The 13,697-nt window shown below is 40.0% G+C and carries 15 protein-coding genes; 5 read left to right on the top strand and 10 right to left on the bottom strand.

The annotated features are described in order from the left end of the window. Positions 1–5 precede the first annotated feature (5 nt). The 5 genes from MF4642_RS04550 to MF4642_RS04530 all read right to left on the bottom strand — a co-directional run bounded on the left by MF4642_RS04550 (position 6) and on the right by MF4642_RS04530 (position 2,774). Entirely contained in the window at positions 6–206 is a 201-nt protein-coding gene (locus tag MF4642_RS04550; RefSeq protein ID WP_078425446.1) for a hypothetical protein, read from the bottom strand. Positions 207–439: 233 nt separating this feature from the next. Next, on the bottom strand, positions 440–1,432 hold the full coding sequence (locus MF4642_RS04545; protein WP_078425445.1) for an NAD(P)H-quinone oxidoreductase: 993 nt from the start codon (positions 1,430–1,432) through the stop codon (positions 440–442). 219 nt (positions 1,433–1,651) lie between these two features. After that, positions 1,652–1,912 (bottom strand): DUF2798 domain-containing protein, encoded by a 261-nt coding sequence (locus tag MF4642_RS04540; protein ID WP_004694355.1) that lies wholly within the window; start codon positions 1,910–1,912, stop codon positions 1,652–1,654. 22 nt (positions 1,913–1,934) lie between these two features. Next, positions 1,935–2,243: a DUF3861 domain-containing protein gene (locus MF4642_RS04535; protein ID WP_078425444.1), complete on the bottom strand. Its 309-nt coding sequence runs from the start codon at positions 2,241–2,243 to the stop codon at positions 1,935–1,937. A gap of 9 nt (positions 2,244–2,252) precedes the next feature. Next, complete coding sequence (locus MF4642_RS04530; protein ID WP_078425443.1) at positions 2,253–2,774, bottom strand: PadR family transcriptional regulator; 522 nt, start codon at positions 2,772–2,774, stop codon at positions 2,253–2,255. A gap of 243 nt (positions 2,775–3,017) precedes the next feature. Between MF4642_RS04530 and MF4642_RS04525 the strand changes: the two genes are divergently transcribed. Beyond that, on the top strand, positions 3,018–4,181 hold the full coding sequence (locus MF4642_RS04525; protein ID WP_078425442.1) for a sterol desaturase family protein: 1,164 nt from the start codon (positions 3,018–3,020) through the stop codon (positions 4,179–4,181). 119 nt (positions 4,182–4,300) lie between these two features. Here the strand turns inward: MF4642_RS04525 and MF4642_RS04520 are convergent, their stop codons facing one another. The 4 genes from MF4642_RS04520 to lysS all read right to left on the bottom strand — a co-directional run bounded on the left by MF4642_RS04520 (position 4,301) and on the right by lysS (position 9,400). After that, positions 4,301–4,573: a hypothetical protein gene (locus tag MF4642_RS04520; protein WP_078425441.1), complete on the bottom strand. Its 273-nt coding sequence runs from the start codon at positions 4,571–4,573 to the stop codon at positions 4,301–4,303. Positions 4,574–4,715: 142 nt separating this feature from the next. After that, positions 4,716–6,332, bottom strand: a complete 1,617-nt coding sequence (gene cysN / locus MF4642_RS04515) for a sulfate adenylyltransferase subunit CysN (RefSeq protein ID WP_078425440.1) — start codon at positions 6,330–6,332, stop codon at positions 4,716–4,718. A gap of 140 nt (positions 6,333–6,472) precedes the next feature. Next, positions 6,473–7,387: a sulfate adenylyltransferase subunit CysD gene (gene cysD / locus MF4642_RS04510; RefSeq protein WP_004694369.1), complete on the bottom strand. Its 915-nt coding sequence runs from the start codon at positions 7,385–7,387 to the stop codon at positions 6,473–6,475. Between the two features lie 486 nt (positions 7,388–7,873). Continuing rightward, the gene (gene lysS, locus MF4642_RS04505; RefSeq protein WP_078425439.1) at positions 7,874–9,400 is read right to left on the bottom strand and encodes a lysine--tRNA ligase; all 1,527 of its coding nucleotides are present in this window, start codon (positions 9,398–9,400) and stop codon (positions 7,874–7,876) included. Between the two features lie 277 nt (positions 9,401–9,677). Here lysS and MF4642_RS04500 point away from each other — a divergent pair, with 277 nt between their 5' ends. Then, positions 9,678–10,184 carry a YqiA/YcfP family alpha/beta fold hydrolase gene (locus MF4642_RS04500; protein ID WP_010326266.1) on the top strand — a complete coding sequence of 169 codons (507 nt, stop codon included), beginning with the start codon at positions 9,678–9,680 and terminating at the stop codon, positions 10,182–10,184. Positions 10,185–10,220: 36 nt separating this feature from the next. On the opposite strand, the gene MF4642_RS04495 is transcribed toward MF4642_RS04500, so the two are convergent. Next, positions 10,221–10,763, bottom strand: coding sequence for an adenine phosphoribosyltransferase (locus MF4642_RS04495; RefSeq protein ID WP_005399870.1), 543 nt, complete (start codon positions 10,761–10,763; stop codon positions 10,221–10,223). Positions 10,764–11,278: 515 nt separating this feature from the next. On the opposite strand from MF4642_RS04495, the gene rubA reads away from it, so the two are divergent. The 3 genes from rubA (at position 11,279) to MF4642_RS04480 (ending at position 13,686) form a co-directional block, all read left to right on the top strand. Continuing rightward, a complete protein-coding gene (gene rubA / locus MF4642_RS04490; RefSeq protein WP_004694381.1) occupies positions 11,279–11,443 on the top strand; it encodes a rubredoxin RubA in 165 nt (54 codons plus the stop codon). Between the two features lie 68 nt (positions 11,444–11,511). Next, positions 11,512–12,690, top strand: coding sequence for an NAD(P)/FAD-dependent oxidoreductase (locus MF4642_RS04485; RefSeq protein WP_005399871.1), 1,179 nt, complete (start codon positions 11,512–11,514; stop codon positions 12,688–12,690). A 57-nt stretch (positions 12,691–12,747) separates the two neighbouring features. Then, entirely contained in the window at positions 12,748–13,686 is a 939-nt protein-coding gene (locus MF4642_RS04480) for an alpha/beta fold hydrolase (RefSeq protein ID WP_004694383.1), read from the top strand. Positions 13,687–13,697 lie beyond the last annotated feature (11 nt).

The following is a 13,697-nucleotide window of genomic DNA, read 5'->3' as shown; positions in this document are numbered from 1 at the left end:
AGTGATCAATGTTTGTTAGATTTCTTCTTCTTTACAGCGGTTTGCTGATGCGCTAATCGCTCTATATAGCGCTCAAAATGAATTAAGGCTTTATACAACTTGTGTAACTCATCAGGTAAAACACTATTATAGATAACCGCGTTATGCAAGCGCTTGAGCGCACGGAAACCATGTGCATGTGTATATGATGTCGATAAAATTTTCATGACAACCCTCTTTTCTGTTTTATTTTTCATTTAAAACCACGTAAATTTGTCAGGTTTAAATTTAGTTGAAAATTTACACCACAGTTTTGACAGGTTGTGTCGAACAGTTATTATTTTTTTAATCTTTGTTAAATTATTTTCTATTTTCAGTACATTATTTTTATTTTTTGGCAAAATTTTAGGCAAAAAAAAGCTGACACTAGGTCAGCTCTACTTTTTATACTATAGAAATATTACAGAATTTTTACCACAACTTTACCCACGTGCTCACCCGTATCCATGCACGCATGTGCTGCTTGAATCTGATCGAACTCAAAAGTTTGATAAATCATTGGCAAGCACTCACCTTTGGCCCATAGCGGTGCTACATGATCTTGTAAACCTTGTGCAATCTCCGCTTTCTCAGCGGTATTTCGTGCACGCATGGTCGAGCCTGTAATGGTTAAGCGCTTCATCATAATTTGCCCCAACTTAACCTCTTTGGCTTTTGCCCCCCCTAAAAAGGCAATATAAACCAAACGTCCATCGCGGCGGAGCAAGTTCAAATTTTTTTCTAAATACGGTGCACCCACCATATCTAAAATAACATCAACACCCGCATTATCCGTTTTCTCATTGATCAGGTGTTCAAAGTCTTGGGTTTTATAATTGATGGCATCTGTCAAATTTGCAATGGCTTGTACTTTTTCATCGCTGCCAACGGTTGCAAAGGTTTTAATGCCCAATGCTTTACATAACATGAGTGCCGTGGTGCCAATACCACTGGTTCCACCATGTACTAACACCACTTCCCCTGCTTTAGCTTTACCCATTTGGAACACATTCGCCCAGACCGTGAAAAAAGTTTCAGGAATAGCCGCCGCTTCCACAAAACTTACATTTTCTGGAATATGTAAAGTTTGACTTTGTGGAACTACACAATACTCGGCATAACCACCACCATTGGTCAAACCACAAACTTTATCGCCCAATTTAAACTGTGTAACTTCAGCTCCAATTGCAACGACCTCACCTGCAACCTCAAGTCCTGGCACTTGCGTTACCCCAGGCGGCATTGGATATAAACCTTGACGCTGTAAAATATCTGGACGGTTAATACCAAACGCATGGACTTTAACCAAAACCTCGTCTGCTTTTGCTTCAGGGATAGTCACTGTTTCATATGCCAGCTTATCCACACCACCCGGCTCTGTAATAATGACCTGTTGCATCGTTGTTTGTGACATGATTTATTCCTAACTCTTGCGATATTTTTCAAGTTTCATAGACCTATTTGATCATAGAAATAAATTGAAATGAATAACACCGTACTTATGTATAGTCTGAAGCCTATTTTGCTGCGCGATAGCGCTGATCATTGATAAAAAAAGCAAGCTGCGACTGCTCTCGACATCCCTCTCAAACATCACCTAGAACCATTAGGTCCAGATAAAAAGCACAAGTATTCAGTTGCGTGGCTGATCAGGCAAAGACACAAACTGCATTAGAAATTTACGAACCAAAGGCAAAAACACCATAATCAGAGGAAATGCAATCAGCCAAGATAGACTCCAGCTTTTGAGCCAAAGATGGAAAAAATTATGCACTAAGCCTTTATTTAACAGTAAGTTAAAACCAGAAATAGAACCACTCATCAGGCCTGAAAGTAATAACGGCATTAACCAATTTAAATGTTTGATATGAATTTTGGGGAGCGTGTTGAACATAATCGACCTGAGTAAATAAAAATTAGCTTTGGCTTGGCGTTTTAACGGTTTGTTTTAAAGCTTTCATAAACTGTCCAAAATGGGGCATAAAATCTTTAAAGAGTGGAAGGTTTTTATGCTCTAGCATCACCTCACTAAAGAGCTTTAAACCAACAGTAAATGATTTCGCTGCTTCATCATCCAGTATTTGACTGTTTTGACTCACCTGTAATACGTTAAAAATATCGTCGTGGTTATAGCTGTTAAAACTCAAAGTATCTGTATAGTTCGACGGGTTGCCTTGAGCATCTGCAATGTGTTTGAGTGTGACTTCATAAGTATGTTGTTTCATTCTGTTTTCCTAGAGACGTGCAATATTCACTGCTGCTTGATCGATTTGTTCTGCAATAGCACGAATTTGTTTAGGGCTCAGCTCACTGTATTGGATCTTGAGCTTTAAAGAAGCTTTGAGGTTTTCCATCGCACGTTTAATATCAAGATATTGTTCATTATTTTGAATTTGTTTACGCGTGTCGAAACGAGATAAAATCTTTTCCACATTTGCTTGCTCAGCCTCAAGATGCTTCAAACCCAAGGTTGTTATACGGTATTGCTTACGTTCAGCGCCATCTAACGCTACATGAACAAACTGTTGCTCTTCCAAATAATTCAAGGTTGGATAGATCGTTCCTGCACTTGGGCAATAGCCTCCTCCCACAATTTCACCCACCTCTTTAATAAGGTCATAGCCATATTTAGGCGCGAATGAAATGAGATGTAAGGCTAAAAGTTTCATCTGACCCGTTTCAAATAGGCGCTGTTTACGTAACACTGGCGCTATTTCCAAATGAGCAAAGGGTTCAACTTTTTGTGCTTTAGACATAAGTAAGATACATCTTTAAATTATTAAGATATATCTTAATTTGTTTTTTAACGATTGCAACCTCAAATCCTGAACTAGAACATCAAAATTTAAGATCAAATAGGTAACCGTGAAGGATTACTTGATATTTTTAGATAAGATTGCTGAACAGTTGCAATACCGCTAAAATTTAACCTCTGTTTTCACGTTCACCCCCCTCAAGTGAACTCTGACAAAACTCCTAAAATTCAGAATTAAATTAAAATGACAGATCAACTCAGAAAAAAATTTGAAAACCTACAACTCAATGCTGGGCAAGGCAAGATCAGTGCATTTCTTTCTGTTTCCTTAGGCCTTTTGGGCATTTTTGCTGCTTTATGTTTTTTATTTCCCACTGTGCTCACCACGCCAGAACTACGTCCGCTGTATAGCAAACACTATGATGTTTTCTACTATAGCTTACTGTTCGGTATCGTCCTCAGTGCTGGTTTTGGCACCTATAGTGCGATCATTAAACAGAATAAATATGGTTTTTATGGTTTGTGTATCACCATTTTAGCAGCTGTTTTAGGCTGCGGGCTGATCAAAACACCGACATTGCCTGCTCTACCCTTTTATGCAGGTTTTGATTATTTCGTTATTACTTTAATCATCCTTGCTTTAGTCTTTATTCCGCTTGAAGGATTCTTTGCAAAAAACACTGAACAGAAAATTCTGCGCGTTGGCTGGGTCACAGACATGAAATATTTCATGTTTAGCCATATTGGCATTCAGCTTTTTTCGTTTTTAACGGTCATGCCTATTCAGTATTGGATCACGCATATTCCCAATAACCCGATTGTGCCCTATGTGCAGGTACAACCGATTTGGTTACAGTTTATTGAGTTATTAATTGTGGTGGACTTCACCACCTATTGGTTACACCGTGCGATGCATGAAGTGAATTTTTTATGGCGCTTTCATGCCATTCACCATTCAACGGAACAAATGGACTGGCTAGCCTCTTCACGCTTACACATTGTTGAAGTATTAATGACCCGTTTTATCGCAACCTTACCAATTTTCTTGTTAGGTTTTCATACGTCTGCGGTCTTTGCTTATTTGGTCTTTATTTCTTTCCATGCCATTTTTATTCACTCCAACGTGCGTTTTCGCTTTCCCTATCTGCGCTGGCTGATCGCAACACCTGAGTTTCACCATTGGCATCATTCTTCTGAAAAGCCTGCGATTGATAAAAATTATGCAGCCTTTATTCCACTTTATGACGTGATTTTTAAATCGATTTACATGCCTAATCATTTGGCCAGTGTATATGGCACAATCGGCTATAAAATTCCAAACAGTTTTGTGAAGCAGTTTACTTGGCCATTTAAACGTTATGTGAATAAACTGAAAAAGCGCTTAAACAAAGATAATGAGACTTCCTAACAAAACCAATCGATTAACAATCTCAATAATTAAAGCTTGTCTAATCCCTCACCAAAATAGAAAACCTGTATCTCCGCAGGTTTTCTTTCATTTTCCAAGCCTTGTAAATCGAACTTAAATTACGCTCGTCCTTTAAATTCTTTGACCATACGATCACTCACGTCTTCTGGATAACACAGTGGCGCAGCACCACCGACTCGATTGTAAGCACTACGTTTACCACACCGACTTCCATTTCTTGCAGTATTGTAAGGACAAGGACAATTTCCCGAATACTCTTGTATCGATTGTTGAATAATTTTCGTCTTAATCGCTTCATCACTTTGCGTAGCCTGTTTAGCATCAGCAGCAAAAGTTAAAGTTAAACCAATAAATAATAATATTTTTTTCATAATACCCCTCTACAAAAGAGGCATTCTATAGCACTGAATTTTTATTGAAATATCACATTATTTATTTGAATAATATTTATCCATCTAATATAGAAATAAAAAACCCACCTTATGGTGGGTTCCTTCAAATCAGCTCAATCTCTTATAGGCGAACCAATTCAACAATTTTATCAGCTAGCTCTTCAACTGCATCTTGAGTGAATGCGACATCTGTCCCATCGACAAGGTCAGTCACCACAACCACACCTGTTTCACGTACTAGTGCAACCTGATCAGCAGTTAGACCCGCTTTCGCAATCGCAACTACACCTTGTTGAATCAACAAGTTTTCAAGTGCTTGTGCATTTTCTAGAGCTTTCGCAGAGACAGTTACCGCAGCAGGTTTTTGACCTAAACGTGCAGCACGGTCTTCCGCTGTGACAGGGTTGCTATACGCAGACCATTCCACAGACTCTTCCACCATACCCGCACCAATCGTCACGTTGTTTAAACGGTCGATGAAGATAAACGAACCTGTATAACGGCTGTCTTGGTAGCGATCAAATACCACAGGCGCATCAAACTCAACGGTAACATTAGCAATGGCGTTCAGCTCAAGGCTATCGACTTGTACCTTTTCCAATGTATTGACATTGGTACGGTAGTTAATTGCAGTGACTTTTGCAGGAACAGTTTGCGTACCCACTTTTAAGTTATACAACTTACCAATCACCAGCGGTTGATCTGCCATCCAAACCACAGTGGTATTGACCGAACGTGAAATTTCTGGCGCAGCTTGATCCGCACGTACAAGCACGTTACCACGCGAAATATCAATTTCGTCATTCAGCGTCAACGTTACTGCTTGACCTGCAACGGCACGCTCTAAATTACCATCATAAGTGACAATTTCTTTGATGGTCGATGACTTACCTGATGGTAAAGCCACGATTTTATCACCTACCGATACATCACCCAACGCAACCGTACCGCAGAAACCACGGAAGTCGAGGTTTGGACGGTTCACATATTGCACAGGGAAACGGAAATCGTTGGTCACTGAATTGCGGTTAATTTCCACAGACTCAAGCGTACCCATCAACGTTTCGCCTGTATACCATGGCGTATTTGGTGATTTATTGACAACGTTATCACCATTCAATGCTGAAATAGGCGTAAAGATAATGTTGTTTGGCTTACGGTCACCCAATTGCGCCACAAAACCTGCATACTCCGTCTGAATTTCATTGAAGCGCGCTTCAGAAAATTCAACCAAGTCCATTTTGTTAATTGCAACAATAATGTTCTTAATGCCCAGTAAGCTTGCAATATAAGTATGACGACGTGTCTGAGTTTGTACACCATAACGCGCATCAATCAAGATAATCGCAAGGTCACAAGTCGACGCACCCGTTGCCATGTTACGCGTGTATTGCTCATGTCCCGGTGTGTCAGCGATGATGAACTTACGTTTCTCAGTTGAAAAATAACGATAAGCCACATCAATGGTAATACCCTGCTCACGTTCAGCTTGTAGACCATCGACAAGGAGTGCCAAGTCAGGTGCATCGCCTGTCGTACCGACTTTTTTAGAGTCACGAGTTACTGCTTGCAATTGATCTTCATAAATCAATTTTGAATCGTAAAGCAAACGGCCAATTAAAGTTGACTTACCATCATCGACGTTACCGCAAGTCAGAAAACGCAATAAGTCTTTATTTTCATGTTGTTTTAGATAGCCCAAGATATCTTGGCTAATCAGTTCTGATTGATGAGACATTGCTCAAAACTCCACATATTCTTTAGAAATCGGTTTTTAATCTTCAAATCTACCTAAATCCTCCTTTGATAAAGGAGGACTTTCCTCCATTTTTTTCGGGAGTTCTCCCCTCTTTACTAAAGAGGGGTTAGGGGGAGATTTTAGAAATAACCTTCTTGCTTTTTCTTCTCCATTGAGCCCGCCTCATCATGGTCAATCATACGACCTTGACGTTCAGAGCTGGTTGCAAGCAACATTTCTTGGATAATTTCAGGTAAGGTATTTGCCGTTGACTCAACTGCACCCGTAAGTGGGTAACAACCAAGTGTACGGAAGCGTACCGATTTCATTTGTGGAACTTCGCCTTCTTTTAAAGGCATACGTTCATCATCAACCATAATCAGGGTGCCACTACGCTCAACCACAGGACGTTCTGCAGCTAAATAAAGTGGAACCAATGGAATACTTTCCAAGTAGATATATTGCCAAATATCAAGCTCAGTCCAGTTTGATAGTGGGAACACACGAATACTTTCACCTTTGTTCACTTTACCGTTGTAAAGATTCCAAAGTTCAGGACGTTGGTTTTTTGGGTCCCAACGGTGTTTCGAGTCACGGAATGAATAGACACGTTCTTTCGCACGTGATTTTTCTTCATCACGACGTGCACCACCAAATGCCGCATCAAAACCGTATTTATCAAGCGCTTGTTTTAAGCCTTGAGTTTTCATGATGTCGGTATATTTTGAGCTACCATGATCAAATGGGTTAATGCCCGCATCTTTCCCTTCTTTGTTTTGATGTACGATCAAATCAAAGCCATGGGTTTTTGCCATGTTGTCGCGGAAAGCAATCATGTCTTTAAATTTCCAGCCCGTATCTACATGTAGAAGCGGAAATGGAAGCTTGGCAGGATAGAACGCTTTTAACGCCAGATGCAGCATGACTGCTGAATCCTTACCAATAGAATAAAGCATCACTGGGTTTTCAAACTCAGCAGCTACTTCGCGGATAATATGAATACTCTCAGCTTCAAGCTGTTTAAGATGAGTAAGTCTTTCCTCATTTAATGACATTGACAGCACCAACTCACAAAAATCGTGTACTTATTACACTTTTAAAAATATATATTCATTATAAAGATTTAGTTATACACACTATTGCTTGTTTTATTATATTTATATGCAAAAACCTCATATAAAACAAAATTGATAAGCTCTATAAGTTTTATTCAATGATCATATATCACTAAATAAACTCAAATATTACATCAACTTCACTCAGAGTATTCAGCCTGTTCACCCTTCCATGCTTCGATTTTTCATCTATGTTTCTGCTTGGCAATACATTTACAAATACCTAAAGTCGGTTTCATTTAGGTTCTATGTATATGACTTACCAAACTCGCAACCTAGAATACTAAAAATAACACTCAATACAGAACAGCTTGTTGATTGTATATATCAACATGATAACCCAAAGTTTGGATTCCAATTATTTCTAGATTAATCTGTAAAACATAAAAAACCCGCAATAATGCGGGCTTTTATGTTCATATCAACTTAGTTTTTATGACGCATGTGTGGGAACAAAATCACATCACGAATACTTGCTGCATTAGCGAATAACATAACTAAACGGTCAATACCGATACCCTCACCCGCTGTCGGCGGTAAGCCGTACTCAAGTGCTTCAACAAAGTCTGCATCGTAGTGCATTGCTTCATCATCACCTGCGTCTTTTTCTGAAACCTGAGCTTGGAAACGTTCAGCTTGGTCAATCGGGTCATTCAACTCTGAGAAACCATTCGCAAGTTCACGACCACCAATAAAGAACTCAAAACGGTCAGTGATGTGCGGATTATGATCATTACGACGTGCCAATGGCGAAGTTTCAGCTGGATATTCCGTAATGAAAGTCGGTTGACGTAGCTGAGTTTCAACAGTTTCTTCAAATACGATGGTTTGAAGTTTGCCCAGACCAAAACCTGGTTTTACCTGTTCTTTCAGCTCTTCTTGCACAAATTTTGCCAAGAATTCACGGTCATTGACATTTTCAGGCGTGAACTGTGGGTTGTGTGCAAGAATGGCATCAAACATCGAAATTTTCTTGAATGGACCTTTGAAGCTATAAACTTCTTCACCATAAGGCACATCGGTTGAACCCAAGATGTCCAGCGCTAAGCGTTCAATCATATTTTCGGTAAGTTCCATCAAGTCTTTATAGTCTGCATAAGCTTGATAGAATTCAATCATGGTGAATTCTGGGTTGTGACGCGTCGAAATACCTTCGTTACGGAAGTTACGGTTAATTTCAAACACACGCTCAAAACCACCAACCACCAAACGTTTTAAGTAAAGCTCAGGTGCAATACGTAAGAAAAGCGGCATATCCAAAGCATTATGATGTGTTTCAAATGGACGCGCTGATGCTCCACCCGGAATCACATGCATCATAGGTGTTTCTACTTCCATGAAGCGCTGTTCAGTTAAGAACGCACGAATGCCTGAAACCACTTTGGCACGGATTTCAAAAGTCTTACGTGTTTCTTCGTTCACAATCAGGTCAAGATAACGCTTACGATATTTAACTTCAGTATCGTTTAGACCATGGAATTTATCTGGAAGTGGACGAAGCGACTTGGTTAAAAGCTCAAAATGTTCGATATGCACATAAAGGTCACCTTTACCTGAACGACCGATATAACCTTTCACCGCGATAATATCGCCAAGATCTAAGCTCTTAATGGTTTCTAAAGTTTCTGGTGCTAATTCTTTACGTGCTACATATAACTGGATACGACCCGTCATATCTTGGATCACGATGAATGAACCACGGTTCAACATCACACGACCCGCTACAGACACATAAACATGCTCTGCTGCTTCAATTTCTTCTTTGCTTTTGTCTGCAAATTGATCTTGTAAGTCTTGCGCATAATGTTCACGTTTAAACGTGTTTGGCCATGGGCTAGTGCCCGTTTGTTTGGCTTGATCTTCAATCTGCTTTAACTTGGCATGACGCTGTGCAATTAAATCGTTTTCGGAAATGGCTTGTTCAGAAGTCGATTGAGCGTTTTGTTGCGTCATCTCTGCCTCGTATATGTATTAAAAAACGGAAGTTGCATAGCATAGCAGAATTCCAGACGAATGAGCATCATCAAAAACCACGCGGCATATAAAAAAGTATACATCCTGTTTATTTCAGAGCTAAGACGCCCACCGTATAAAAGGTCTGTCTATTTCTTAGACCAAAAGCTAACTTCATTTCACGGTTAATCCCTCTACAATGGACATTATAAATCGTGGAAAAGTAAACTTTTCTCCACTCATAAAATAATTTATTTTTTTAATTGAATGATTAATCATGAGCAGATGCGAATCTAAAATTTTGTTTTTGCATGGATTAGACTCCTCGCGCGAGTCCACTAAGTTCCATGCCATTGATGCAAAGCAGAAATTTTGTATCGATATCGATTATCGCTATCTCAATTTTTCTACCGTAGCCAGTTTCTACGACGATATTATTGAAAAAATAAAACCTGAAATTATTGTTGGACATTGTATTGGTGCATATTGGGCATTAAAAATGTCGCTGCTGCATCAAATTCCGTGTGTGATTGCCAACCCACGCTTAGCCCCTGACTTTCGCGATGATTACCCGAGCATTAATGATACTGACTTAGATCACAATGTACCGCAAGTGGCCTATTTAGAGTTGGGAGATGAATTGATCGATATGTATGCGGCACAGGAAATTTTAGAAAATTATATGTTAATTCAAGCGGTTGAAGGTGGGCATCACCGACTACTTAAACCTGAAAATATTAATCAACTGATTGAACATCTAGAACAACAATATTTATATAAATAAAAAAAGCCTTGGATGTCCCAAGGCTTTTTAATGTGCTTATGCAGCAACAGATTCTGGTTTCGATTTGTCATCTAACACTGACCAAATCTTTAAACCTAAGTCAGCATGCAAATCAGGCAAATCAAGAAAAATACTAGCACCGAGCACTTCATGATTACATTTTGCCACCAGCTGATTAACGGCTTTTAATGTCCCACCTGTCGCTAAAACGTCATCTACAATAATCACTTTTTGCGATGGGGTATTGGCTGCCATTTCTAAGCGGTCTAAACCATATTCCAAACTATAACCCACGCCCACCACTGGTGGTGGCAGCTTGCCCGCTTTACGCACCAACAATAAACCTTTACCTAAACGCTGTGCCAATAAGCTCGCAAGGACAAAGCCACGCGCTTCTACAGCAACAAAACTGTCTACTTCCGCCAACTGTTCAGCAGGAATACTTGCAATTAACGCATCGGTTAAAGGCTCAATATTGCTCATAAACAATGGTGTTAAATCGAAGAAGCAAATCCCAGGTTTTGGAAAATCTTGGACCGTACGAATGTGCGACCACAACGTTGTAGACAAGTTGTTCATAGGAGATCAATAAAATTTGAAAAGGAATAGATGAATTTTACAGCTTTATCTGTTAAAAAAACAGTCAAGTACTGGCCATGCAGCCGACTGAACAACCCAAATATTTGTGTAAGCTATTGTTTTTAATTAAATCATTTATTTAATAAATATTAGGTATAGATGTACTCAATGATAAAATAGCAATTTAATTCTACATTTGCATCACGACCATAGTCTATATTTTTAAGGATTTTAAAAGACCAGCTGATTGAAAAAACACAGCTTTTTGACTTGCAATCATCTATATCTTTCACACTTTTGCCAAATACGATCTGGTTTTAAATGATACGTTTTGTCCTGATCATCGCTTTTAGCAGATAGATTCAATCATTAAACTTCGATATTTACTTTACATTCGTATTAGAACTGCGTAAAAATTTAGGTTAGCGAAGTATGCTAACCACTCAGATGAATAGCAGCTTGCGTAATGGATTATTTTGCTGAACCCTTTCTTGTTCAGCGTTTTGGAGAGTCAAATGAAGAAGTATCAATGCATCGTTTGTGGATGGATTTATGACGAAGCAGAAGGTTGGCCACAAGATGGCATCGTGGCGGGAACGAAATGGGACGATATCCCTGACGATTGGACTTGCCCAGATTGTGGCGTGTCAAAAATCGATTTTGAAATGGTTGAAATCTAATTCATAGTGTTAAAGACCATGCAGCATGGTCTTTTTTTACGTCTTTAAAATAATCTCTGGAGAAGCTTATGCATCCCATCGTCATCATTGGCTCAGGTATGGCAGGCTATGCTGTAGCACGTGAATTTCGCAAGCTGAACCCTGAACAAGAGCTGCTTATGCTATGTGCAGATGATGCGACTAATTATGCCAAACCAACATTGTCCAATGCCTTTGTTGCCAACAAAGCGCCTGAACAGATTGCTTTGGGTGATGCAGAGAAAATGGCAACACAACTGAAAATGCAAATTGCCACGCATACTTGGGTGAAAGAGATTCATGCTGAACAACAGCAGTTAACCGTTATTAAAGATGGAGCTGAATCTACACAGCCCTACTCTCAATTGGTTTTAGCGGTAGGAGCAAACCCAATTCGCTTAGCCATTGCAGGTGATGGAAGCAATGACATTCAAGTTGTAAACAATCTAGACGACTATAAAACCTTCCGCGCAGAACTTGAAAAACGTGCAGACAAACGCGTAGTCATTTTAGGTGCTGGTCTCATCGGCTGCGAATTTGCCAATGATTTACAACATACAGGCCATCAAGCTACCGTCATCGACTTGGCAAACCAGCCTTTGGGTCGTTTATTGCCAGCGCATGTTTCAAGTGCCTTTAAAGAAAACCTTGAAGCAACGGGTATTCATTTTGTCCTTGGCACCACAGTTGAAAAAGTGTCTAAAATTGAAAATGGTGACTATGTTGTGACCTTAGCCAATGGTCAGTCTTTGGTCGCAGATGTAGTGTTATCTGCGATTGGCTTACAACCAAGCATTTCCCTTGCAAAAGAAGCAGATATTCAAACCAGTCGTGGGATTTTGACCAATGCACAACTTGAGACCAATCAGCCGCATATCTACGCGGTCGGAGATTGTGCTGAAGTGAACGGACTCTTGCTGCCTTATGTCATGCCGATCATGCAGCAAGCACGTGCTTTAGCCAAAACCTTAAATGGCGAGACCACTGCGGTGCATTACCCTGCTATGCCTGTAGCAGTTAAAACACCGGCTGCGCCGCTCACTGTTTTGCCTGCGCCAATCGATGCAGAGGTGAACTGGGAAACTGAGGAATTAGACGATGGCATGATTGCCAAAGCCCTAGACAGTCAAGGTACACTTCGCGGCTTCGTACTGCTCGGTGCAACCGCAGCGAAACAACGTTTAGCATTAACAAAACTGGTTCCAGACTTGATTCCAGCACAGGTTTAGAGTTTAAATAAAAGGACATTTATAACAATAGATGTCCTTTATGTGAGGATTACAATAATGAATAGCGCACTCCAATATAATCTTTCACCCTATACCTCTTTTATGCGCGAAACCAAAGTCGACTTAGGCAATGGTATTGAACTCCATGTCGAAATCGGTGGCGAAGACCATCATCCGACCATTGTTTTGATCATGGGCTTAGGAGCACAGCTGTTATTTTGGCCTGATTTCTTCTGTAAATCTCTGATTGATCAAGGTTTTCGTATCATTCGCTTTGATAACCGCGATATTGGTTTATCTTCAAAAATTAAACATCAAGGTCCCCGCTTAAACACCCTCAAACTGATGGGGCGTTTTGCTTTAGGTTTAGATAACCGTGGTGCACCTTATGACTTATACGACATGGCTGACGATGTGGCACTGCTTTTAGACCGTTTAGGTTTAGATGAAAGTTATGTGATTGGTGCATCCATGGGTGGTATGATTGGGCAAATTCTAGCAGCGCGTCATCCACAGAAGGTCAAAAAGCTCGGCCTAATGTTCACCAGTAACAACCAACCTTTACTGCCGCCGCCTTTTCCAAAGCAACTCTTTAGTCTAATTGGTCGACCTGAATCGACCGATGAAGAAGGAATTGTGAGCCACTCTTTGAAAGTGTTTAAGATCATTGGCTCGCCTGATTATCACAATCCAATCGAGTCAATTCAGACTTCTCGCAAATTATATCGCCGAAGTTATTACCCTGCGGGTGTACTTCAACAGTTTTTAGCAATATTATGTACAGGTTCTTTATTGCAACTGGACAAACAGATTCAACAACCGACCCTTGTGGTACACGGTTCGCGAGACCGTTTACTCCCGCCTAGTCACGGAAAGGCCGTTGCAAAGGCAATTATGGGTGCTAAATTTGAATTAATTGATGGAATGGGGCATGATATCCCACCGCACTTCATTCCAAATCTTAGCGAATTATTTGCACAACACTTTAAATCATAATCATTAGGACA

Source organism: Acinetobacter sp. MF4642 (genome assembly GCF_002018925.1).
GTDB lineage: Bacteria > Pseudomonadota > Gammaproteobacteria > Pseudomonadales > Moraxellaceae > Acinetobacter > Acinetobacter johnsonii.
Note: the sequence above shows the minus strand (reverse complement) of the source record. Positions and strands in the feature narration are given on the sequence as shown.

Coding starts and splice junctions, on each gene's coding strand:
- MF4642_RS04550 (WP_078425446.1), bottom strand. CDS start 206: ATGAAAATTTTATCGACATCATATACACATGCACATGGTTTCCGTGCG.
- MF4642_RS04545 (WP_078425445.1), bottom strand. CDS start 1,432: ATGTCACAAACAACGATGCAACAGGTCATTATTACAGAGCCGGGTGGT.
- MF4642_RS04540 (WP_004694355.1), bottom strand. CDS start 1,912: ATGTTCAACACGCTCCCCAAAATTCATATCAAACATTTAAATTGGTTA.
- MF4642_RS04535 (WP_078425444.1), bottom strand. CDS start 2,243: ATGAAACAACATACTTATGAAGTCACACTCAAACACATTGCAGATGCT.
- MF4642_RS04530 (WP_078425443.1), bottom strand. CDS start 2,774: ATGTCTAAAGCACAAAAAGTTGAACCCTTTGCTCATTTGGAAATAGCG.
- MF4642_RS04525 (WP_078425442.1), top strand. CDS start 3,018: ATGACAGATCAACTCAGAAAAAAATTTGAAAACCTACAACTCAATGCT.
- MF4642_RS04520 (WP_078425441.1), bottom strand. CDS start 4,573: ATGAAAAAAATATTATTATTTATTGGTTTAACTTTAACTTTTGCTGCT.
- cysN (WP_078425440.1), bottom strand. CDS start 6,332: ATGTCTCATCAATCAGAACTGATTAGCCAAGATATCTTGGGCTATCTA.
- cysD (WP_004694369.1), bottom strand. CDS start 7,387: ATGTCATTAAATGAGGAAAGACTTACTCATCTTAAACAGCTTGAAGCT.
- lysS (WP_078425439.1), bottom strand. CDS start 9,400: ATGACGCAACAAAACGCTCAATCGACTTCTGAACAAGCCATTTCCGAA.
- MF4642_RS04500 (WP_010326266.1), top strand. CDS start 9,678: ATGAGCAGATGCGAATCTAAAATTTTGTTTTTGCATGGATTAGACTCC.
- MF4642_RS04495 (WP_005399870.1), bottom strand. CDS start 10,763: ATGAACAACTTGTCTACAACGTTGTGGTCGCACATTCGTACGGTCCAA.
- rubA (WP_004694381.1), top strand. CDS start 11,279: ATGAAGAAGTATCAATGCATCGTTTGTGGATGGATTTATGACGAAGCA.
- MF4642_RS04485 (WP_005399871.1), top strand. CDS start 11,512: ATGCATCCCATCGTCATCATTGGCTCAGGTATGGCAGGCTATGCTGTA.
- MF4642_RS04480 (WP_004694383.1), top strand. CDS start 12,748: ATGAATAGCGCACTCCAATATAATCTTTCACCCTATACCTCTTTTATG.